The sequence below is a fragment of the Arthrobacter terrae genome (assembly GCF_015708085.1).
GTDB classification, from domain to species: Bacteria; Actinomycetota; Actinomycetes; order Actinomycetales; family Micrococcaceae; genus Arthrobacter_M; species Arthrobacter_M terrae.
In genome coordinates this window covers 19,808-41,565 of sequence record NZ_JADNYM010000004.1, presented here as the reverse complement: position 1 = coordinate 41,565, position 21,758 = coordinate 19,808, and the positions used below count along the sequence as shown (strand labels likewise).

At 59.6% G+C, this 21,758-nt stretch carries 19 protein-coding genes; 13 read left to right on the top strand and 6 right to left on the bottom strand.

The genetic code is table 11. The features are described 5' to 3' along the window. Positions 1 to 108 precede the first annotated feature (108 nt). The 8 genes from rpmH to IV500_RS03430 all read left to right on the top strand — a co-directional run bounded on the left by rpmH (position 109) and on the right by IV500_RS03430 (position 5,606). Positions 109 to 246 (top strand): 50S ribosomal protein L34, encoded by a 138-nt coding sequence (gene rpmH, locus IV500_RS03465; RefSeq protein ID WP_196395440.1) that lies wholly within the window; start codon positions 109 to 111, stop codon positions 244 to 246. 92 nt (positions 247 to 338) lie between these two features. Further along, on the top strand, positions 339 to 692 hold the full coding sequence (gene rnpA, locus IV500_RS03460) for a ribonuclease P protein component (protein WP_196395439.1): 354 nt from the start codon (positions 339 to 341) through the stop codon (positions 690 to 692). Positions 693 to 762: 70 nt separating this feature from the next. Then, a complete protein-coding gene (gene yidD, locus IV500_RS03455) occupies positions 763 to 1,161 on the top strand; it encodes a membrane protein insertion efficiency factor YidD (RefSeq protein ID WP_196395549.1) in 399 nt (132 codons plus the stop codon). A 15-nt stretch (positions 1,162 to 1,176) separates the two neighbouring features. Then, entirely contained in the window at positions 1,177 to 2,142 is a 966-nt protein-coding gene (gene yidC / locus IV500_RS03450; protein ID WP_196395438.1) for a membrane protein insertase YidC, read from the top strand. Next, positions 2,142 to 2,687, top strand: a complete 546-nt coding sequence (locus tag IV500_RS03445) for a Jag family protein (RefSeq protein WP_196395437.1) — start codon at positions 2,142 to 2,144, stop codon at positions 2,685 to 2,687. The genes yidC and IV500_RS03445 overlap by 1 nt, the downstream gene beginning before the upstream one ends. 61 nt (positions 2,688 to 2,748) lie before the next feature. Continuing rightward, positions 2,749 to 3,387: a 16S rRNA (guanine(527)-N(7))-methyltransferase RsmG gene (gene rsmG / locus IV500_RS03440; protein ID WP_196395436.1), complete on the top strand. Its 639-nt coding sequence runs from the start codon at positions 2,749 to 2,751 to the stop codon at positions 3,385 to 3,387. 60 nt (positions 3,388 to 3,447) lie between these two features. Further along, positions 3,448 to 4,524 (top strand): ParA family protein, encoded by a 1,077-nt coding sequence (locus tag IV500_RS03435; RefSeq protein ID WP_312875813.1) that lies wholly within the window; start codon positions 3,448 to 3,450, stop codon positions 4,522 to 4,524. A 68-nt stretch (positions 4,525 to 4,592) separates the two neighbouring features. Next, the gene (locus IV500_RS03430) at positions 4,593 to 5,606 is read left to right on the top strand and encodes a ParB/RepB/Spo0J family partition protein (RefSeq protein ID WP_196395435.1); all 1,014 of its coding nucleotides are present in this window, start codon (positions 4,593 to 4,595) and stop codon (positions 5,604 to 5,606) included. 915 nt (positions 5,607 to 6,521) lie between these two features. Here the strand turns inward: IV500_RS03430 and IV500_RS03425 are convergent. The 6 genes from IV500_RS03425 to IV500_RS03400 all read right to left on the bottom strand — a co-directional run bounded on the left by IV500_RS03425 (position 6,522) and on the right by IV500_RS03400 (position 15,212). Continuing rightward, complete coding sequence (locus IV500_RS03425; RefSeq protein ID WP_196395434.1) at positions 6,522 to 7,823, bottom strand: ISL3 family transposase; 1,302 nt, start codon at positions 7,821 to 7,823, stop codon at positions 6,522 to 6,524. Between the two features lie 1,952 nt (positions 7,824 to 9,775). Next, entirely contained in the window at positions 9,776 to 10,102 is a 327-nt protein-coding gene (gene trxA / locus IV500_RS03420) for a thioredoxin (RefSeq protein WP_196395433.1), read from the bottom strand. A 14-nt stretch (positions 10,103 to 10,116) separates the two neighbouring features. Beyond that, a complete protein-coding gene (gene trxB, locus IV500_RS03415; RefSeq protein ID WP_196395432.1) occupies positions 10,117 to 11,139 on the bottom strand; it encodes a thioredoxin-disulfide reductase in 1,023 nt (340 codons plus the stop codon). 118 nt (positions 11,140 to 11,257) lie between these two features. Continuing rightward, positions 11,258 to 12,811 carry an ABC transporter substrate-binding protein gene (locus IV500_RS03410; protein ID WP_196395431.1) on the bottom strand — a complete coding sequence of 518 codons (1,554 nt, stop codon included), beginning with the start codon at positions 12,809 to 12,811 and terminating at the stop codon, positions 11,258 to 11,260. 111 nt (positions 12,812 to 12,922) lie between these two features. Beyond that, complete coding sequence (gene murJ / locus IV500_RS03405; protein ID WP_196395430.1) at positions 12,923 to 14,647, bottom strand: murein biosynthesis integral membrane protein MurJ; 1,725 nt, start codon at positions 14,645 to 14,647, stop codon at positions 12,923 to 12,925. A gap of 25 nt (positions 14,648 to 14,672) precedes the next feature. Further along, complete coding sequence (locus IV500_RS03400) at positions 14,673 to 15,212, bottom strand: NUDIX hydrolase (RefSeq protein WP_196395429.1); 540 nt, start codon at positions 15,210 to 15,212, stop codon at positions 14,673 to 14,675. A gap of 131 nt (positions 15,213 to 15,343) precedes the next feature. Between IV500_RS03400 and IV500_RS03395 the strand changes: the two genes are divergently transcribed. The 5 genes from IV500_RS03395 to IV500_RS03375 all read left to right on the top strand — a co-directional run bounded on the left by IV500_RS03395 (position 15,344) and on the right by IV500_RS03375 (position 21,743). Continuing rightward, positions 15,344 to 16,849 carry a CCA tRNA nucleotidyltransferase gene (locus tag IV500_RS03395; protein WP_196395428.1) on the top strand — a complete coding sequence of 502 codons (1,506 nt, stop codon included), beginning with the start codon at positions 15,344 to 15,346 and terminating at the stop codon, positions 16,847 to 16,849. After that, positions 16,846 to 17,466 (top strand): histidine phosphatase family protein, encoded by a 621-nt coding sequence (locus IV500_RS03390; RefSeq protein WP_196395427.1) that lies wholly within the window; start codon positions 16,846 to 16,848, stop codon positions 17,464 to 17,466. Before IV500_RS03395 ends, IV500_RS03390 begins: the two co-directional genes overlap by 4 nt. Before the next feature lie 221 nt (positions 17,467 to 17,687). Then, positions 17,688 to 19,118 (top strand): glycosyltransferase 87 family protein, encoded by a 1,431-nt coding sequence (locus IV500_RS03385; RefSeq protein ID WP_196395426.1) that lies wholly within the window; start codon positions 17,688 to 17,690, stop codon positions 19,116 to 19,118. Continuing rightward, positions 19,115 to 20,302: a lipid II:glycine glycyltransferase FemX gene (locus IV500_RS03380; protein WP_196395425.1), complete on the top strand. Its 1,188-nt coding sequence runs from the start codon at positions 19,115 to 19,117 to the stop codon at positions 20,300 to 20,302. Before IV500_RS03385 ends, IV500_RS03380 begins: the two co-directional genes overlap by 4 nt. Next, positions 20,295 to 21,743, top strand: coding sequence for a phytoene desaturase family protein (locus tag IV500_RS03375; RefSeq protein ID WP_196395424.1), 1,449 nt, complete (start codon positions 20,295 to 20,297; stop codon positions 21,741 to 21,743). Before IV500_RS03380 ends, IV500_RS03375 begins: the two co-directional genes overlap by 8 nt. Positions 21,744 to 21,758: the final 15 nt, after the last annotated feature.

Genomic DNA, 21,758 nt, shown 5'->3' with positions numbered 1-21,758 from the left:
ATGTGCCCTTGTGGGTGCCGGTAGATACCTGATTCTTCGCGTCGGCCTGTTCTTCCCCCTGTAGTTACGGGCAAGGCGCATCTTTAGATTGTCTTGGAGTAACCCAACGTGAGCAAGCGGACTTTTCAGCCGAATAATCGCCGTCGTGCCAAGAAGCACGGCTTCCGTCTTCGTATGCGCACCCGCGCAGGACGGGCCATTCTCTCGGCACGTCGCGGCAAGGGCCGCATCGAACTGTCGGCCTAAACAACACCCCTGACTACTTCGTCGGACACTGTTTCAATGAGCAGCGTGTTCCCGAATTTTTCGCATCCGATCCATCCGCAGCTTTCCTAACGGTGCTTGCCACCGGAAATCGCCTGCGGGCGTCGGCCGACTTCTCAAATACCGTACGTTCCGGTGTCCGCAATGGACGCCGGAACGTAGTGTTATATGCGGCCCTTACCGATCCTGATGAACCGACCAAGGTCGGTTTCATTGTGGCAAAATCCGTCGGGAACGCTGTTGCACGGAACCTCGTTAAGAGGAGACTGAGAGAAGCGGCGGCAGCTACTGTGAACGCCCATCCACAAGGTCTCAATATCGTAGTCAGAGCGTTGCCCGTTTCAGCGGGAGCGCAATGGCAGCAGTTATTGCAGGATTACCAGAATGCGTGCCGCAAGGTGCTCGACCGGCTTGCAGCCGGAGGATAAAGGGCAAGGGAAGGGACTGACAGGCGTGACAACAACAGATACTGGCCATTTACCCTCCGTACACTCTTCTATGGAAGGCCGCGGGCGGATGGAAAGAGTTTGTGTCCTCGTACTCCGGTCCGTGGCGGGCTTCTTCTGGCACCTGCCACGGAACGTCCTGATTTTGGCCCTGGCCCTGTATCGTCGGTTGATCTCGCCGCTGTATGGACCAGTCTGCCGGTTTTTTCCATCTTGCTCCGCCTACGCTATGGAAGCGGTTACGGTTCACGGTGCTGTTAAGGGCAGCTGGCTGGCGGGACGAAGGCTTATTCGTTGTCACCCGTGGAATTCCGGTGGCTTGGATCCGGTACCTGCCGGCAGTCATGACCACGGAAGTGACCCGGTAAAGGTCCCTTACATTATCCAACTGAATCACCCGGATAAATTTCTAGCTATTCAGTCTGATGTAGAAGGCCGCGAAGCGGCTTGAGGAGAATAAAAAAGAATGTTTGATTTCTTCGGGACGATTCTGGCACCGTTCAAATGGGTGGTGTCGTGGATCATGGTCATCTTTCATGACGGCTTGACCACCTTGGGCTTGCCTTCTTCCTCAGGCTGGACCTGGACCTTGTCCATTATCGGCTTGGTACTGGTTATTCGGGCGGCGCTGATCCCTGTCTTCGTGAAGCAGATCAAGGCTCAGCGTGGAATGCAGGCGCTGCAGCCGGACATGAAGAAGCTGCAGGCCAAATACAAGGGAAAGACGGATCAGCTCTCCCGTCAGGCGATGGCACAGGAACAGATGGCGCTGTATAAAGAGCACGGGACCAACCCGTTCTCAGCCTGTCTGCCGATGTTGATCCAAATGCCTTTCTTCTTCTCCCTCTTCCAGGTACTCTCGGGTGTATCCAAGGCCGCGACGCAGACCCAGGAAGGCATTGGAGCACTGAGCCACCAACAGGTTCAGCAGTTCGATCAGGCGCAGATTTTCGGTGCTCCGTTGTCGTCCGCATTCCTGCCGCAGGTGCAGAATGGTGACGTCAACGTCGCCGTCGTTATCCTCTCCATCGTCATGATTCTGGCCATGACCGCATCGCAGTTTATTACGCAGAAGCAAATCATGTCGAAGAACATGTCCGAAGATGCCATGGCCAGCCCATTCATGAAGCAGCAAAAGATGATGCTTTATGTCCTGCCTTTGGTCTTCGGTATTGGCGGTATAAACTTCCCCATCGGTGTACTTATCTACTGGACGACCACCAATCTGTGGACCATGGCCCAGCAGTTCTTTGTTATCCGCAAGATGCCGACACCAGGGTCGCCGGCATACCGTGAGTACCAGCAGCGACGGGTCGCGAAGGGGCTTCCCCTGCTTAGCGCCAGCAAGAAGCCTGAGCCGGTCGTCGAAGAGGTTGTTGAACCCACCGGCCAGCGGTCGCAACCGCAGCGCAAGAATAGGAAGAAGAAGTAATGACTGCTGACAGCCCCGTTGAGCTTGACCCACAGAACGCCGCTGAGCCTTCGGAAGAGGCAGTTGATACCTCAGTGAACCGTCTTGAAGAAGAGGGTGAGGTTGCCGCTGATTACCTTGAAGAACTGATGGATATTGCCGATATCGATGGTGATATCGACATAGAGGTTCGGAACGGACGGACATATATTTCGATTGTCTCGGACGAAGATGGCTCAAATCTGCAGTCTCTGGTGGGTGATGGTGGTGACGTTTTGGAGGCGCTTCAGGAACTCACCCGGCTCTCGGTGCTGTCGGCGACGGAGAGCCGATCCCGTTTGGTGTTGGATATTTCGGGGTATCGCCAGGGCCGTAACTCGGAGCTGACGAAGATTGCCGCCGACGCCGTCGAGCACGTAAAAAAGCAGGGTGGGCAGGTTTCCCTGGAGCCCATGGGTGCGTATGAACGCAAGATTGTTCATGATGCCATTGCTGAGTTCGGATGTCTCAGCGAGTCGGAGGGTGAAGGGGCCGATCGCCACATTGTGGTCTCCACTGACCGGTAATTATCCAACGGGAGCTGCTTGTGCAGGCGGACGACGCAGTGGCAGCAGTAGAGGAGACCTTGTGGTTGAAGCCAGCGATACTGAACGTGATGCAGCCGAACGAATTTTCGGTGTGCGCCTGGGGTTAGCGGAACGATTTGTTCAGCATCTGGCCACGTCAGGGATCGAGCGTGGTCTGATCGGGCCCCGTGAAGTCCCACGGTTGTGGGGCAGGCACGTGCTTAACTGTGCAGTAGTAGCCGAACTAATAGCCGACGGTGCCAGAGTTGCCGATGTCGGCAGCGGTGCCGGGCTGCCCGGGGTGACACTTGCCTTGGCTCGCCCGGATCTGCACATAACCCTCATTGAGCCGCTGGAGCGTCGCGTGGCCTGGCTTGAAGAGGTCGTGATGGATCTGGATCTGGAGAACGTGGAAATCATGCGGGCGCGCGCTGAGCAGGCTATGGGCCGGGTTAGCTGTGATGTGGTTACAGCGCGCGCGGTGTCAGCACTGGATACCCTCGCCGGCCTGACCATTCCCTTGCTTGCCGGCGAAGGTGAGTTGCTGGCTATCAAGGGCCGAGGTGCGCAAGCTGAGTTGGATAAGGCGGCGAAGGTCATCCGCAGACTCGGCGGGGTGGAGACGACCGTGGTTGTGGCGGGGGCTGACATTTTGGTCGAACCGACAACAGTAGTTCGGGTCATAGTGTCCAAGCGCTAGGTGATCCCAGTTAGGCTAGAGACCGGTCAACGCTTACCTTATGAAAGTGAGAGTGTCATTGTGACCAGCAGCGAAGCGCCTTCGCAGCGGATCCCGCCGTTTGTGTCCTTGGGTTCAGCTCGCTCCGGCTCGCAATCGGTTACGAGCCCGACAAGGACAGGACGAACTGTCCAAAATCAACCTAAATCAGTTGATGGGGTGGCCGGGGCAGATGTTTCACGTGAAACGATGATCCAGGCGCCACTAGCCGGCGCAGCTGGTTCTGACGACGGCAGCCCAATCGCGCGGCAACTTATCAGTGAGACGAAACGCCGGGAGCGGTTGCTGGGACGTGCCCTGCCGAAGCCAATAAAGACCCGAATTATGACGGTAGCTAACCAAAAGGGGGGTGTCGGTAAAACGACCACCACTGTGAACATCGCCGCTGCCCTGGCAGCAGCCGGTTTACAGGTCCTCGTGGTGGATATTGATCCGCAGGGTAACGCATCTACTGCCCTCGGAGTAGAACATCATGCGGAGGTTGACAGCATTTACGATGTGCTGATCAACGACTTCGCGCTGGCTGATGTTGTGGCGCCTTGTCCTGACATTGCCAACCTGATCTGTGCACCAGCCACCATTCATCTGGCTGGTGCAGAAATTGAATTGGTGTCGTTGGTTGCGCGGGAACAAAGACTGCGACGCGCACTGGATACCTATTCCGAACATCGGGAAACCTCCGGCGAAGAGCGCCTGGACTACATTTTCATTGATTGTCCGCCCAGTCTGGGCTTGCTGACCGTTAACGCGTTTTGTGCCGCTAACGAGGTGCTCATCCCCATTCAGTGCGAGTATTATGCGCTTGAGGGGCTCAGCCAGCTGCTGAAAAACATCGAGATGATCCAAAAGCATCTCAATGCGGAGTTGGAGGTCTCTACAATTTTGCTGACGATGTACGACGGTCGTACCAACCTTGCGGCTCAGGTTGCCGCAGACGTTAGGGAGCATTTCCCTGACCAGGTACTGAAGGCTGTGGTGCCACGGTCGGTCCGGATATCCGAGGCCCCGAGCTATCAGCAGACAGTGATGACCTATGACCCATCGTCAACAGGCGCGCTGTCTTATTTGGAAGCCGCGGCCGAGATAGCCGAACGGTAGACTTTTCTGTAGCACTTTCACCACTGTGATGTGCTTTTGTATGCCATTTCATCGGAGGGATTAGTCCATTGACTGACAAGCGTAGAGGACTAGGCCGGGGTCTGGGTGCACTGATTCCCAACTCTCCGCAGACAGAGGACGCAGGGGACGAACCCGCGACAGCCACGCCACGACCTGTTGACTTGTTTTTTCCGGAAGCGACCATGAAGAAGGTCTCCCGCCCGGCTCCTGCGCGGGTGGAACAAGGACCCGAGCTGGTTCAGGTTCCCGGTGCAAGATTTGCCGAGGTCGCGGTGCTGTCTATTCATCCAAACCGGAAGCAGCCCCGAACAGACTTCGATCAGGACGAGATGGATGAACTTGTCCACTCCGTTAGAGAAGTTGGAATCCTTCAGCCGATAGTTGTCAGGAAGTCCAGCGAGAGCGGATCGGAGTCCTATGAATTAGTCATGGGTGAAAGGCGCTGGCGGGCATCTCAGCAGGCTGGTCTGATGACCATTCCTGTCATCATTCGGGATACCACGGACGATAACCTCCTTCGCGATGCTTTGTTGGAGAATCTTCACCGGAGCCAGCTCAATCCCCTGGAAGAGGCTGCTGCCTACCAGCAACTTCTGGAGGACTTTGGGACTACCCACGAAGAATTGGCGGATCGAATCGGCCGCTCACGGCCTCAAGTTTCCAATACGCTGCGATTGCTGAAGCTGCCGGCGTTGGTGCAGCGCCGTGTTGCCGCAGGAGTGCTGTCCGCCGGGCACGCCCGGGCGTTGCTGGCCCTTCCGGATAGCCTGGCCATGGAGAGACTTGCGCAGCGGATTATTGCTGAGGGGATGTCTGTCCGGGCTACAGAGGAGGCGGTCTCGCTCTATCAGGCCCCGGATGCGAACAGCAAGGGCTCAGCGCCTAAAGCAAACGCAAGGCACGAACGACTGGACTACCTCGCGACCTCGCTGTCGGACAAGCTGGATACAAATGTCAAGATCTCCCTCGGAGCGCGCAAGGGCAAGGTCAGTATTGAATTCGCATCCGTCGAAGATTTAAACCGGATCATGGATGTTCTCACTCCGGGGGCAAGTAGTTAACGACGGCGTAGCGTGGGTCGCAGGGGCGCGACGGTAATGCGCGCCGCGGTAATGCGTGGCACGGTAATGCGCGCCCCGGGCCGCTGTGGGTCCTGTAATGGCCCAAAAGCGTACCGCGGATTTTTAGGGTGTTTAGGGACCCTCTGCCTGACTCCAGGCGACGTGGATCTGCGGTTTCATACTGATGTCGCCGGAGTTCCTGTCCGTTGGGAGGAGTTCGAGGACTGCCCGGCTATGCCTTTTTACGGCGCAACGGCAATTCAACTAATTTGCCGCCTTTTCGGCTTCATGGCAAGTGTGCGGTTTTGGATTTCATGAGCACGATTGATGGCCTGTAGAGCCCGCAGGACAATCGTTTCACTTGAATCACAGTCGTTTCAAGTGAATCACAATCGTTTCACGTGAAACATGCGAATCTGATCGTCGTTTAGTGGCACCCAATTTTAGTTTTACAATGACGCTTCGTACTCCCGCGGATTGCCGCGTGTACCCTGTCGGGTTGATGGTTCTCGTCCACCCAACATGATAGTTATGCTGGGCCGCTCGAGCCTGACCAGCGCACGTCGCGGCCGCTGGCCTCACATTCTCCCTGACCATTGTCCGGATGGTTTCACGTGAAACACTTTCAAATGCTGCTCCTAACGCCATCGTTATACCGCTGAACTGCTCGAATCCCACGTATTCGGGGCGGTGCGATGCCCGGGTCTGGACGGAAGTGGTACTGAAAGTAGTGTAAGAGTATGCCCTATAAGAAGATCATGCGTAATTGCTGGAGCGGTTCCGCCTTCCAAAGACGACTTCATTTTGGTTTCACGTGAAACAGATGCTGAAAGTGAAGACTCAACGTGCGGTTACGTAGGTGTTGCGCCTGCAAGAATATCCAGGAAATTCCGGCTCTTCTGACGTATCCGTGGGTCATTTCCGTCCGGGAAGTGCTGGCTTGTGACCTCCGAGGCTGAGCATGGCCAGGCTGATCAAGGCTTCCGGGGATTTGAATCCGAACGCCATCCTGGTGATGAGCCTGATCTTGGTGTTCATGGATTCTATGCGTCCGTTGGAGAGTCCGTGCTCGATCGAGGCTAGGATGCTGGCGCGGTGTTTGACGATGCTTTTTTGTAGTTTCACGAATGTGGGGATCCTGCAGCGTCTGGCCCAGTTCACCCATTTGTCCAGTGCTTCGGTGGCTTCGTCCAGTGGCAGTTTGAAGACTGTGCGCAGGCCTTCCTTCAGGTAGTAGGCCCGGCCCAGCCGTGGATCGGTCTGCACGATCCAGGCCAGCTTCACCTGCTGCTTGTCGGTGAGGTCCTCGGGGTTTTTCCAGAGCGCGAAGCGGGAGTTCTTCAGCTTGACGGCCCGCTCGCTGTCGGGCCGGGCGGGGGCGTCCTTGGGCGGGCGTCCACGGCCACGGGGCGGCTCGTTTTCCTTGGCTGCTTTCCGTGCCCGGTTCCACGCGGCGCGGCGTTCATCATCCAAGGCATCGGTGGCCCACATGACCACATGGAACGGGTCGGCGACCCGGACGGCGTTGGGACATTTCTCGGCCACGACGGTGGAGATCCACGCGGCGGCATCGGCGGAAACATGCGTGATGTGCGCGCTTCGTTCTTCGCCAAGGGCGTCAAAGAACTTCCTCAGCGTGGCCTTGTCACGGCCCGGGGCGGCCCACACCAGCCAGCCGGTGTCATGGTCGACGACGACGGTCAAATACTTGTGTCCGCGCTTGTAGGAGATCTCGTCAATGCCGATGCGCAACAGGTTCGCGAACGGGTCGAAGGTCTTGGTGGTGTCCTTCCAGACGCGATCGATGATCGAGCCCACGGTGCGCCAGGCGATACGCATCAATTCGGTCGCCGCGCTCTTGGAACATTTGGTCGCCAGCCACGCGACCTGCTGGTCAAAGATTCTGGTATGCCCGGCCTGGTGGCGGGCCCAGGGAACGGCGGCAACAATCACCCCGTGCTCGGGGCAGCGCACGCGCGGGGCTTCCGCCACGAGGTAGGTTTCCGTGGTGCCATGATCCAAGGTGCGCCACCGTCGGGGACCATCGCCACGGTCGTATCGGGGAGATCGGCGCGAACAGATCCCGCACCGGTTCCGCATGGACTTGTGCGCCCTCACCCGGGCCAGCAGCACCCCGGTTTCCCGGCAGGTCTCCACATGGCTGACGGTCGTTTTTTCGACACCCAGCAGGGGTGCCCATATGCTTGAATTCTGCACGTCGTTTTCAGTCCTTGAATTTTTGTACCTTTGACAGTCAAAAATCCTAGGCAGAAAGCGGCGTGTGGGCGTTAAGGCGCGCGGATCACACCCACGGATAGGTCAGAAGAGCCGAAATTCCTGTCCATCTACAGGGTTCATGTTTTCCCGCTTGCCGCGGCAGACCAAACTGGTGGTGCGCCAGCAGCTCCGATGGATACTAGAGGCACTCAAAAATCGTCGGTAGTTGGACTTGGTTAGACACAAACCAGGTACCGGAGCTTCCACCATGCGTGGCAGGTCCAGTCTGTGTCGTGTCCATTTGATGGCGGTTCCAGCCCTTAGGGTTGGTCAGGATTGATCCTAAGGTTTGTATAGCTGCAATCTACCTATCTACGCGGTCGCCTTTGGAAGCCAAATTCGCGCGAACTACATGTCATCGCGTTCCTGCGGAGGCCCGCCAATGTATGCTCACCCCAAATCATGCAGCTGGTCCATACATGCAGAATGTTCACTCTCACGTTGACGGTGCGTAGCCCCTCGGGACTATAGGATTTGATGGGGAATCAGGACGCCTGGGCGGCTGCCCCGGACGCTTTGAAGATGGGATCGACGGATGGGCAGCCCTAATGGGCAAATGCCGGACGGGGTTGTGTGGGTCCTTCGAATGTCGCGGAGAGCCATCCAAGCGAGCCCTTGGCCGGTGCAACGAAGGCGGGCTTATTCGACTGTTAGGTTAGCTGGGCAAGAAATCGCAGGATCCGATTAGCGCTGGATGCGTGGGTAACCGACCTCATGCGCCGGCCTTGAACTATGCGCGTGCCTGTCGCTCTATGTGCGTCTGAGGCGGGCTCTCCATAGCGGTTGCGGTACTGTTTCTCTCCTACACGGCGCGGTACTGCTTCCCGTCCACGCGACTGGACGGATGCTGGCGCGATCGGCGACGTCCGATCATAAGTCGGTTGCCCGCTCCGGATAGTCACGGTCTTCGCACTTGGCCCAGTAGTCTATGGACAGCGCGATGTATTTTCCGGCCGGAAACTGCCTTGCAGGAGAGTTTCACGTGAAACACGCTTACTCCCAGGTCGGCAAACGGATCGTTACAGGTTCGCCGCTTTACGCCAAAGAAACGGCAAAATCGCGGTGGTGGCTGCTGTGTCTTTCTGGACGGCATCATGTGTGGTGGCAGGTGAAGCTAGGTAACCTGAAACCGGTATAGGGCCCACCTCACTCCACTCCCTGCTCCGGTCCAAAAGAGATGGCGCGAACAGAGGTTCTCCGTTGGGGTGGTGCTTACTTCAAAGTCCGTCGCGGCCACACGTGCTGCGCCGGGGAACAGGTAACCAAGAACTGTTGTTACTAAAGTGCAATACACGAAAACGCAGTAGCAGCTCCGTCCGGACGGTCCGATGTTTTCAACCACGCTCAAGACCTGACATAACAATCCAGAGGGGATAGCTGGCGTAGCGATTTCCTGGCCTCACTTGCTCCTGTCCGATGGACCGTGGGGAACCGCGTAGGGAGACGGCCACCGTCAGCCGCTGTGTGGTTCGATCCGGCAGACTGACCCGATTTTCGTGTTTCACGTGAAACGGCCTCGGTCGTTGAGTAGATTGCAACGCAGCACCGACGAGCGGCCAGCTCAGTTCGTGCAGAAATGGTCAGCTCGGCTGCCCGGTGCGCGGGCGGCATCGAGCAAAAAAGCTGAGAATTCAGCGCCCCACGTAGGGACTGTCCCCCTTTCCGCTTGCTGATCAGGTACCCGCAGGGGTGTTTACGACCGCGCCTGAGACTCCCACCGCACGCCCAAGACGAGACACCCACCTGTGCAACGCGGCAAAGGGTCCCCGGTGCTTCAGCAGCACACCTCAAAATGCCGTGAGACAAAAGACCAGCACCGCCAATTCATGGCAGGGACTGCGTCCATGCGGGAATTGGCGGTGCTGGCAGGTGGAGAAGCGAGGAAAGCAGCCCTACTTCAGGAACTCAGCAAATTCCTTCTCGAAATACTGCTTCGGCCGGGCTCCGATTACGCTGCCCTTGACCTCACCGTTTTGAAACAGGTAGACCGCCGGAATGGATGTTATGCCGTACTGAGCGGCGATGGCCGGATTCTCATCAATGTCCACCTTGACGACATCGATCTTGTCCGCGTACTCCCCGGCGAGCTGATCCAGGATCGGACTTAGCTTGCGGCAGGGGCCGCACCATTCCGCCCAAAAGTCGACAATGACGGGTTTACCTGCTGAAAGGACATCAGTTTGAAAGGTTGCGTCTGTGGCGCTTTTAGCATTGCTCATGGAATCCTCTTTCGTTATCGGGTGCTGAATGTTTCAACAGCTGGCACAGGCGCGAGCTGCAGGGCGGAGGTGGACAGGAAGTGTTCGACGTCGACCGCCGCCGCACAGCCTGACCCGGCGGCGGTGATGGCCTGACGGTAGGTGGCATCGATGACGTCGCCGGCGGCAAACACGCCCTGCAGGCTGGTCTTGGAAGACCGACCCTCGACGGCAATCGTACCTGCAGAGGTTAACGCGAGTTGATCCTTAACCAGGTCGATGCGGGGATCGTTGCCTATAGCAACGAATACTCCGGTGACGGCCAGGTTGGTTTTGACCTCAGTAATGAGATCATTGAGCCGCAGTCCCGTAACCTTTGCTTCACCGTCAATACCGACCACTTCGGAATTCCAGATGAATCTGATCTTGTCGTGGTTCAGGGCTCTGTCCTGCATGATCTTCGAGGCCCGCAGTGCATCCCGGCGGTGCACTACTGTCACAGTTCGGGCGAACTTGGTGAGGAAAAGGGCCTCCTCCATGGCCGAGTCACCGCCGCCAATCACGGCGATGTCCTGATCCTTGAAAAAGAACCCGTCGCAGGTTGCGCACCAGCTCACGCCGTGCCCGGAGAGGCGCTTTTCGTCCGGGAGGCCAAGCTCACGGTAGGCGGACCCGGTGGAGATTATGACGGCACGGGAAGTAAACACCTGGCCGTCCCCGAGTGTAACGGATTTTACATCACCGGTGAGGTCCAGCGAGGCCACATCCTCGTACATGATTTCGGTACCAAAGCGCTCCGCCTGCTTCTGGAACTGGTCCATCAGATCGGGCCCCATGATCCCTTCAGGGAATCCGGGGTAGTTTTCCACATCAGTGGTGTTCATGAGCTCACCCCCGGCCGTAACGGAGCCGGCTATGAGCAGTGGCCGCAGATTCGCGCGGGCTGTGTACACAGCGGCAGTGTAACCGGCCGGGCCTGAGCCCACGATGATGACATCACGGACATCGGTAGCCGGTATTACTTCAGTGTTCACGGGGTGGAGAACCTCTTTCTGCATTGATGGACCCAGCGGGTGGACCCTGCCATCACCACAACGGATTGATGGCGGGCCTTATTCCGGACGGTGGCGGGGACAACTCGGTAATACCGTTACCGCTACCCAGGGATGTGGTCAGCTATTTGATGGTGATTTCTGCAATTTTTACGCCGTAGGGATAGGACTGGAAGGTCTGCTGCTTGGGCAACTGCGTGAAGTTGATGATGACGTATTTGGACTTGGTCCCCGGCGGCGCGCTGAGTGTGATGCTTGGTGCGGTAAAGCTACCCGTGCCAATCTCGGTTGCGCCATCGAGTGTCGGTGTGGAGTTGGTCAGGAGCCGGAAGCTTCCGCCGGATCCACCCAATTGCTGCAAAGTTACAGTGTTGATGTCGGAGTCCTGTTTCAGCGTAACCACCAAACTGATGCTGGAGGTTAACCCGGCGAAGGAGTCATTGGAAAACTCCAGGGTCTGCCAGAACGTCGCGGGATTCCCGTCGAAAGTCGCCGGCAACTTTGAGTCGTACGCCTGCCCCAGATTCGGTGCATCCGGGGTGAGCCTGGTGACCGAGGTGATTGCGGGGACGACGACCGGAGCAGCAGACGTGGCCTTTGATGCCGAACCCGTCGGCGTGGGGCTCGCCGGAGGCTGCTGGGATGACGAGACGGCGGGTGCGGCGTTTTGGTTTCCGCTGAGCTGTCCGCCGAGATTAGTCACCGCCACGATGAGCGCGGCCACGATGAGGATGGAGACGACTCCGCCGACAAGCCAGCGCCCGCTTGTCTTAGGCGCGTTAGCAGCATCATCATCATCATCCGTCTCCTCGTCAGTGGCTTCCTCCGCTGCGCGTGCGGATACAGGAAAGCTAGCGGGTGCCCGGTATGCTCCGGCGGGAGCATCGGAACCGTAGTCCTCCTCCGACCATAAGGTGACCTTGGCAGGAGCAGGAGCAGGAGCAGGAGCAGGGCTGCCTTCCGCCGCTGTCTGCGGCGCCTGTGCCGTCGGGGTGTTTGCCTTAGCCGCATTTACGGCAGCGGCCGTACCAGTGGCGCCAGTACTGCGGTCAGAGGTCTTGGGTGCCGCTGGACGCACCGGTGATTCGGGACGCACCGGGGGTACCGCCCGCGCCTGTGCCATCGGCAGCACCGGCGGTACCGGAGGCACAGATGGGACGAACGCCGGTGGCGCGGGGACGATGTCACCGGTGTTGCCTGAGTCGGCCGATACAGGCGCACGCTTAGCCACGGAGTCGGGCCGCGTCGGTTCTACCGGCGAATTGTCCTCGTAGACGTAGTCGTAACCGCCGTTCTCTTCAGACTCCGGCCGTGGCATCCCAAAAATTTCATTGCCCAGCGTGTCAGTAAAAAACGGTTCCACGTACGGTTCAGTGGGGACCACCAAGTCCAGCAGCTCCGCAGCCGCACTCTTGCTGGAAATCAGATAGGTTGAGCCGTCGCTTGTGCCCAGATCCAGGATCTGCAGGTTTGCATGCCGCTCACCCGTGGCGACCTCCCGTGCACCTTGTGTAAGGTTTTCGGCATTGCCCGGTCCTGCCACCAGGATGCTGACCGGTCGTTTAAGGACCTGATCTATACCCTCCAGTACCGCGTCCTGCTCGGCGGTCAGCAGAATATGGGCCGTTACCTTGTAGCGTCCGCCGAGGATCGAGCCCACGTCAACGGTTTCTGACACCGCTTCCTCCTTTATTGACCGGTACTACCTGCAGACCGGTTGCTGGCGCAGACGTCTTAGCTTTCGATCTTATCGGATCCGGCAGGAAGGACCGGGGGCCGCGCGCTGCAGCTAGCCAAGCCCGGGAACACGGCCACGGAGTTTTTGCAGCAAAGGGTCCAGAAAATCGTTGAGTTCTCTGGCCCGTAACAGTTTCAAGGCAACGAAGTAGACGGCCGCCATGACTAAGCCGACGACGGCGAGCACGAGCGCCGCTGCATAGATTGACTGCCATGCGAAGCCGGAAAGACTAAAGCCGCCCAATAGCCAGAGCACTCCACAGCCGATGATGCCTGCGATAACGGCGGCGCCCAAAAACCGCAGGTGCGCCAGTACAACGGCGGCGCCGCCATAGTTGCCGAGCCTGCTGCGGAGAAAAAAATGAGTGACGACGACGGCGACGATATTACCGAGGGTGTAACTCAGCGCCAGACCAAAGATGATCAGATTCGCCGGGAGCAGGGCTGCCAGCAGCGCGCTGCCGATTCCGAAGATGACCAGCAGGCTTTGGATGATGAACGGAGTTTTTGCATTTTCCGCTGCATAGAAGGCACGGTTCATCATAAAGTTTGCGCTGAGGAAGGGGGAACCGAGGGCAAGGATGGCCAGAGTTGTGGCGATGAGAAGGGCAGAGTGCCGGCTGGAGGCACTGAAAAGCATGCCAAATTGCCCACAGAGCACCAACAGGGCAATCGCGCCGAAGACCGTGGCAACTCCCGCGGTCCGCAGCCCATGGGAAAGTGTCGCACGCAGGCCGTCGTCGTCCTTGTTGGCCGCGCTTCGTGCCATCCGGGTGAAGAGAACGGTTGCAATGGACAGCGCCACCACCGAGTGCGGCAGGATGTAGACCTCCGTGGCACGACTGAGTTCGAACGACGTCGCGATGCCCTGTCCTTCCGGGACGGTCCCGTCCGGAAGGCTACCGGTGGGGATGGTCGCGATTTTTCCGATCAGCAGAAAGGTCAGGTTGCCCACCAGCATGGTGCCCATGGTCCACGCGGCAACCTTCCCGGTAGCCCTTAGCCCCACGCCGCGCCACCCGAAACGCGGCCGCAGCCGCAGCCCCAGTCTCTTCAGCGGCCACAGCAGAACCAGGGATTGGACGAGAATGCCCAAGGTGGCGCTACCCGCGAGAATGAATGTTTGAGCCGGCGTCCAGTTTTCCACCGAGTGGGGGGAGGCAGCATTACTCCCGGCGACGGCGATGAAGGTCACCAGCCCGGCAATGGCCACGATGTTGTTGACCACAGGTGCCCAGGCATACGCCCTAAATGAGCCATGCGCGTTCAGCACCTGGCCCAGTAAGGCAAAAAGACCATAGAAAAAGATCTGCGGCAGCAGGAAGGCGGCAAAGGCGGTGGCCAGCTTCAGTTGGGCGGCGGAGTAGTCAGTGGTCAGCAGGGTCATGATGGGCCCGGCCAGGATCGTGATCAGCGCCGTGAGCGCAAACAATACGATGACGGCCAAAGTGAGCAACCGGGATATGTAGTCCGCTCCCTTGTCCGGCTGTTTGCTTGCCTTGATGACCTGGGGAACCAGGACTGCGTTGAAGACGCCGCCGGCCACCAGCAGGTAAATGATGTTGGGGACGTTATTGGCGGTGTCGAAGATGCCGGCAACCTGTGATCCGGCCACCGCCACGCCCAGAAGAATGCCCTTAATGAACCCCAGGACACGTGAGGCCAAGGTTCCAACGGCCATATTGGCGCTGGAGCGGGCCGCCGTTTCCGTTTCGGCGGCGGGCCGTCCTGCGCCGGGCAGTGGAGTAGGGGCCGGGGTTGCTTCTTGCTTTACCATCGCCACCCATCATCTCACTGTCGGGCTAAAAATCCTCCGGCAGCGTTTCCCTTGCCAGATCGGCGATTCGCCGCTCATTGGGGAAGGAGAGGCGTTTGGGCAGGTCGGAGAGGTTGACCCACGCAACATCCACCGCCTCGTGGTCCGGATCATTTTCGATGGTCAGGTGGCCGCCGGTGGCGCGCAGCAGATAATGGTGCACGGTCTTGTGCACGCGGTGCCCGCTGACCGTGAACCAATAATCGATACTCCCCAGCGGAGCGAGCACGGAGCCACAAATACCGGTTTCCTCTTCGATCTCGCGGATTGCGGCTTCTTCATGGTTTTCCTGGTTCTCAGGGTGTCCCTTGGGCAGACACCATTCAAGCCGGCCACCGCGGTTTAGCCGGGCAATGATCGCAACCCGGAGTTCGCCGTCGTACTTTTCCACGACAACACCGCCGGCCGAAACCTCTTCCACGGTGGGCAGGGCGGAGGTCGTCGGATGGCCGCCGGGCACCACGTGGGCGCCGATTGCCGACGGCAACGGTGTCCTCTTCGGAGCGCTTGGAACGGGATGTGCCATGATCTCCACTCTAACTACCTTTCCCTGACCATGAGGACAGTTTGCAGCAGGTGCTGTTGATCCGGTTTTGGACCTTCCAGGCGGCCATGACGCACGGACCGGGCCAAAAAGTCTGGCATTGTTAAAGGACTATGGTGCAAGTTCTTGATAGTTCATCGTTGGACCCGATCGTCTTGGAACTCGGGCAGCTTTTTGTGGATGCCGGGCATGAAATTTCACTGGTGGGGGGGCCGGTCCGCGATCTATTCCTGGGGCGCACTTCGCCGGATCTGGACTTCACCACCGATGCCACCCCCGAGCAGACCCTGCAGGTGGCCAGGAAATGGGCGGATGCGCATTGGGAGGTCGGACGTGCCTTCGGGACTATAGCGTTCCGTAAGAACGGGCGTGCCGGCGTTCCGCTGACCATCGAGGTCACCACTTATCGTGCGGAGGCCTACGAGAAGGATTCCCGTAAACCCGCGGTAGCTTTCGGCCATTCACTGCAGGACGATCTGCAGCGGCGCGATTTCACGATTAACTCCATGGCTCTGCGCCTGCCCGCTTTGGAACTGGTGGATCCATTCGGCGGGGAGAGGGACCTGCGGGCTGGGATACTGCGGACGCCTGCCGCACCTGAGTCCTCCTTCTCCGACGACCCGCTGCGCATGATGCGGGCAGCGCGCTTCGCCGCACAATTGGGCATCACCGTCCATCCCGAGGTGCGTGCGGCGATGACCGCGATGGCGCAGAGAATCGGCATCATTTCCGCTGAACGCATCCGTGATGAACTGGTCAAGCTGATCTGCGGGGCGCATCCGAGGGCGGGCATCGACATTCTGGTGGATACCGGGTTGGCGGGTCACATGCTGCCGGAGCTTCCCGCCTTGCAGCTGGAAACGGATGAGCACCACCGGCACAAGGACGTGTATCAGCATTCCCTGCAGGTGCTGGAACAGGCGGCTCAGTTGGAAACGGGGCCGGAAGGAACCGTTCCGCGGCCGGACTTTGTCCTTCGTTTTGCGGCCCTAATGCACGATTGCGGGAAACCTTCCACCCGTCGCTTTGAACCCGCCGGGGCGGTGAGCTTCCGGCATCACGACGTGGTCGGCGCCAAGCTTGTCGCGAAGAGAATGAAGGCGCTGCGCTTCGACAATGACTCCATTAAGGCCGTGGCGCGGCTGGTTGAATTGCACATGCGTTTTTACGGCTACGGCGAGGCTGAATGGACGGATTCCGCGGTACGCCGCTATGTGGCCGACGCAGGACCACTTTTACCGCGGCTGCACCGATTGACCCGATCGGACGTTACTACGCGTAATCAGCGCAAAGCAGACAGGTTATCGTTCGCTTATGACGATCTGGAGGGCAGGATCACCGTGCTCGAGGCGCAGGAAGAACTCGCGTCCATTCGCCCCGATCTGGATGGTGCGCAGATTATGGCACTGCTGGGACTCAAGCCCGGACCAGTCGTCGGCCGAGCCTATAAATTCCTGCTCGAGGAACGGATGGAACATGGCCCGTTGGGCCGGGACGACGCCGAGCGCAGGCTTGCGCAGTGGTGGGCGGAGCAGCCGGAGGCCGACGACGACGGCGGCAGCAGCGACGGCGACAGCGGCGGGTCCGCCGCTGAGCCGGCAACGAAAGGAACACCATGAGCGTTGAATCAGTTCCGGCCCCTGTACGGATCGGAGATGACCTTCCCCGACTCTGGCTCCTGCGGCACGGGGAAACCGAGTGGTCCCGCAGCGGGCAGTACACGGGGCTGACGGATCTGCCGCTGACCGAACGCGGCGAGGAGCAGGCGCGATCCGCCCGCGCGGCCTTAGCGGAGATAGATTTCTCCCTGGTGCTGACTTCGCCGCTGCAGCGGGCCCACCGAACGGCCGAACTGGCTGGTTTCCCCCATGCGGTAGTGGAGCCGGCGGCCTGCGAGTGGGACTACGGAGACTATGAAGGCGTCAATAGCGCTGACATTCGGGCCAAAAACCCGGGATACCTGATCTGGAAGGACGGCGTGCCCAACGGTGAAACGCTGGCGCAGGTTGCTGCGCGCGCGGATTCGATCGTAGCGCGGGTTCTTAGCCCGCAACCGGACGGAACAACCGTGGGAAATGCGCTGCTGGTGGCACATGGTCATTTCCTGCGCGTGCTGGCGGCCCGCTGGCTTAAGCTTGACGCGGTTGAGGGCCGGCACTTTCTGCTCGGCACAGCCAAAGTCTGCACTCTGGGTTGGGACAAACGCACTCCTGCAATTGAACAATGGGGATTATAAAAAGATTATCTATAAATCATGGGTAAAAGGTCTATATTTAGCGCCCGCATGCTCCTTCTGCCGAAACTAACTGGGCTTATTCGCCGTGCGAAAAGCAAATAGACAGCCGAAGCGAAAGGCCAGCCGGTAAGCTCGCTGTCATGCAGGATTTCCGACCACAGACGCACCGCAGACGTCTTCGCGTTGCGGTCCCCACGCGAAGCGACACGTTGCTCAGTCAGATGACCGAAGTAGTCGGTGGTCCGCTGGGACGCCGAAGTGCCCCAGGCATCGTGAGCCCCGGATTCTTTACCGTTGAGCGAGTGCTCATCATAATGGTCACGGTTTCGGGAATTCTGGCGGTCCTGTTTAAATTTCACTGCAGGCAATCCGGCTGGACCACCCCGGACCAGTACTCAACAACGTGCTGGTCGGAGTTGCCCAACGTTTTTAAGGACCAGGGCCTTTTTAAGAACCAGGGCCTCGCGGCGTTTTTCCCCTACTTTAGTTCAAATGCCACGTTCGCTTACCCGCCGCTGACGGGGATAATCGCCGGCATTACCGGCTGGCTCGCCAACGGTGCAGGGACAGAAGCGCAGTCGCAACTGGCATTCTTCGATCTGAATTCGCTGCTGATTGTCATCATGTGGATGGTCACCGTAGTGGCCACTGCGCGCGGCGCCGGGCGCCGGCCCTGGGACGCCGCCATCGTTGCAGCTAGCCCGGCCCTACTATTCACTGCGTTCACCAGTTGGGACCTGTGGGCCGCAGCCCTGGTGGCCATTGCAATGCTGTTGTTCGCCCGACGGCACAATTTTGCAGCCGGTGGCCTGCTGGGGCTGGCAGCCTGTGTGCAGCCGTATGCATTATTGATTTTGCTGGTCGTGCTGCTGCTGAGTTTGAGAACAGGACGCTGGCTTCCCCTGACCGAGTCTGCCATTGCCGCCATAGTCGCCTGGTTAGTCGTTATGCTGCCGGTACTTGTCCTCAATCCCGCGGCGTGGGGAGCCTATCTCAGCGATGGGCTGGGCAACAAACCCAGCGAGTCCTCGATTTACCAGACGTATGATCTCATCGCCCAGCGGTTAGGCGCAGCCACCGCGGGGCCGGTCACGATAAGCGTTATCGCGCTGGCGCTGCTGATGCTGGCCGTGCTAAGCCTCGCGTGGTTAGCCATGGCGGCAGGGCGCCGGCCGCGCTTCGCGCAGCTGGCGTTTCTGCTGGTGGCGGCATACTCCATAACGGACAAGTACGCCGCACCGCAGCACATCGTCTGGTTGCTTCCGCTGCTGGCGCTCGCACGGCCAAAGTGGCGCACGGTGCTGAGCTGGCAGGCTGTACAGATTCTTGGGTTTTTGGCGCTGTTATTGTTTTTGGGCAGCGAACTTGGCAACGGCAACGCCCAGCACGCAATCGATATGCCCTATTTTGCACTGGCCGTACTGCTGCAGACCGGTGCTACCGTCGTGGTGATGGCACTGGTGGTGCGTGACATTCTCAGACCGGGTTACGACGTGGTGCGGCGTGGCGGAACTGATGACCCGCAAGCGGGCGTGCTGGAATACGCCCCCGACCGGCTAACCTTGGGGTTCCCCCGGACTGCACGGGTAATGTTGAGCGGGTCCGCAGACCCGCAAAGTAGCCAGCAAGCCCAAGGAGAAACGTCCCGTTGACTGCCGAGAACTACCGGTACGAAGAGCTGACACGCGATCGCTTTGCTGAGATTGCCGCAGCATATCCGAGCGTCCTGATCCCCCTTGAACAAACGCCTCAGTGGGCCGGCTTTGAGCGGGACACGGGACGGGAGCCGTTCGGCATTTTCGCATATTTCGACGACGCTGCTGCTGCCGGAACGGCAGCCGGAGGAGCTGCTGCCAGCTCAAGTGCAGAACCGGTCGTGGTAGCCAGTTTTCTGCATTCCACCCGACGGCTCCGCGAATCCATGGTGGTGGTCAATGGTCCCGTTTGGTTTGGTCCCCGGACCGCGGCGGCGGAGCGGCGGCTGCTGGGCACCCTTCGTTCGCAGTTCGGGCCCGGTTCAGGTGTCAACCCCGTGTTCGTCCGGCTGCAGGTGGAGCATCCGCACCAAGGTGTGGCCAAGGCGCTGGAACCAGGCTGGTATGACCGCGAAATCGTGGTGGATCTGGGCCCTGATGAAAAGACAATGCTTGCAGGATTCCGGCCCAACGCCCGGCAAAGCATCCGCAAGGCCACCCGTGCCGGCGTGGAGATCCGAACCATCGAAGCTGCTGACCGGCTGGCGGTCTTCCGCCGGGAGCTGTTCCCGATCATGGCGGAGACCGCCGCCCGGGATGGCTTTTCCTCCTTCGACTCGGGCTACTACGAAACCCTGCTGACATCGTTGGCGGACTACACCGAGCTGATGGTGGCCTACTTGGCTGATCAGCCGCTGTGCTGGCTGATCACAACGGAATACCGCGGCTACGCCGTTTACTATTTCGCAGCCAGTACTGCGGCGGCTCGGAAGGCCTTTGCCCCGTATCTGCTGCTGTGGGAAAGCCTCAAAATGCTCAAGGCCCGTGGCAACACGGCGTGCGGTCTGACCGGGATTGTTTCCGACACGTACCCTTCACTGGCTAATGTCACGACGTTTAAGCGCAATTTCTCCAAGGACGTGGTGGTCCTGCCAACCACTTACGACGTTCCGCTGAAAAAGCTGCACTATAAAGCGCTGGCCAGCGCCCTGAAACTACGACGCGAGGGATTACCGGCAGGGCGACGCGGGCTCAACCGCATCCGGGCTCGGGCGACGCGTCTGCTGCGCCGCTCCGGCACTGCGGCAGGATCCACGGGATCTCCCGCACCGGCTGTCCAGTCGGGAGCGCGTCATGATTGACGCCGTCGTCGTCGGTTCCGGACCCAATGGACTGGCTGCAGCCCTGACGCTGGCGCGGGCCGGGCTGAAGGTACGCGTCTACGAGCTGGCCGCCAGCATCGGCGGCGGAACCCGCAGCGCGGAACTGACCGTGCCCGGTTACCTGCACGATGTCTGTTCAGCAGTGCACCCGATGGCGCTCGCTTCCCCGTTTTTTCAGGCGTTCGAGCTGGATCGGCGAATCGAACTGATCGTACCTGAGATTTCCTATGCGCATCCACTCGACGGCGGGCGGGCGGGCGTTGCTTACCGGGATCTGGACCGCACCGCTGAACATTTGGGGCGCGACGGCGCAGCTTACCGGGCGCTGTTTGCTCCGGTTCTGCGGATGCTGGACGGCGTGACGGATTTTACCCAGCATCAGCTGCTGCGGATGCCGCGGAATCCGCTGGCCGCACTGGTCTACGGACTACGCACTCTGGAGCAGGGCACACCGTTGTGGAATGCCCGGTTCAGGGAGGATGTTGCCCCCGCCATGATTGCCGGGGTCAATGCGCATTCGATCGGCAGGATGCCCGGGCTGGCCACTGCCGGCGCCGGGATGCTGCTGGGGGCGCATGCGCATGGCCGTGGCTGGCCGGTTCCGGTTGGCGGCTCACAGGCGATTGCCGACGCCATGGCGGCGGACCTGATCGCCCATGGCGGAGAAATTGTCCTCAACACGGCCATTTCCTCACTGGCCCAGGCCAGGGCGGATAGCGGCGCCAAAGCGGTGCTGCTTGATGTTTCCGCAGCGTCTTTGGCCACCATCGCTTCCGCCGAACTGCCTGCGCGCTACCTCCGCGCACTTGCAGCCTTCAAGTACGGTAACGCCGCCAGTAAGGTGGACTTTGCCTTGTCCGGGCCGGTTCCCTGGCGTAATCCGGAGCTCGCGCTTGCCCCTACCGTACATCTGGGGGGGACGCGGGCGGCGCTGGCCCGTTCCGAGGCCGAGGTTGCGGCAGGGATCCATCCCGCCAACCCGTACGTGCTGATGAGTCAGCCGAGCCCCTATGACACGAGCAGGGCACCAGCTGGCCATCAGGTGCTGTGGACCTATGCACACGTCCCGGCCGGATCGACTCTGGACATGACCGAAGCCGTCACCGCCCAGATTGAACGCTTCGCGCCCGGCTTTCGGGATGTCATTGTGGCACGGAATTCCATCACGGCCGATGAATACAGCCGGTACAACCCGAACTATGTTGGCGGCGATTTCAGCGCCGGGGCAGTGACGCTGCGCCAGCTGATCAAGCGTCCGGTGGTGTCCCCAAATCCATGGCGGACACCGGCCAAGGGAGTGTACCTGTGTTCCTCATCAACCCCACCTGGCCCGGCGGTCCATGGGCTGTGCGGCTGGTACGCCGCACAGACTGCGCTCAAGGACGTTTTCTCGCTGCCGGCCCCTGACCTCGGGGTCTAAGCGGATAAGGCGGTC

Excerpts from the sequence above, each read along its gene's own strand:
- yidD (WP_196395549.1), top strand. The coding sequence starts at position 763 with ATGGAAGGCCGCGGGCGGATGGAAAGAGTTTGTGTCCTCGTACTCCGG.
- yidC (WP_196395438.1), top strand. The coding sequence starts at position 1,177 with ATGTTTGATTTCTTCGGGACGATTCTGGCACCGTTCAAATGGGTGGTG.
- IV500_RS03445 (WP_196395437.1), top strand. The coding sequence starts at position 2,142 with ATGACTGCTGACAGCCCCGTTGAGCTTGACCCACAGAACGCCGCTGAG.
- trxA (WP_196395433.1), bottom strand. The coding sequence starts at position 10,102 with ATGAGCAATGCTAAAAGCGCCACAGACGCAACCTTTCAAACTGATGTC.
- trxB (WP_196395432.1), bottom strand. The coding sequence starts at position 11,139 with ATGCAGAAAGAGGTTCTCCACCCCGTGAACACTGAAGTAATACCGGCT.
- murJ (WP_196395430.1), bottom strand. The coding sequence starts at position 14,647 with ATGGTAAAGCAAGAAGCAACCCCGGCCCCTACTCCACTGCCCGGCGCA.
- IV500_RS03400 (WP_196395429.1), bottom strand. The coding sequence starts at position 15,212 with ATGGCACATCCCGTTCCAAGCGCTCCGAAGAGGACACCGTTGCCGTCG.
- IV500_RS03395 (WP_196395428.1), top strand. The coding sequence starts at position 15,344 with ATGGTGCAAGTTCTTGATAGTTCATCGTTGGACCCGATCGTCTTGGAA.
- IV500_RS03390 (WP_196395427.1), top strand. The coding sequence starts at position 16,846 with ATGAGCGTTGAATCAGTTCCGGCCCCTGTACGGATCGGAGATGACCTT.
- IV500_RS03385 (WP_196395426.1), top strand. The coding sequence starts at position 17,688 with ATGACCGAAGTAGTCGGTGGTCCGCTGGGACGCCGAAGTGCCCCAGGC.
- IV500_RS03375 (WP_196395424.1), top strand. The coding sequence starts at position 20,295 with ATGATTGACGCCGTCGTCGTCGGTTCCGGACCCAATGGACTGGCTGCA.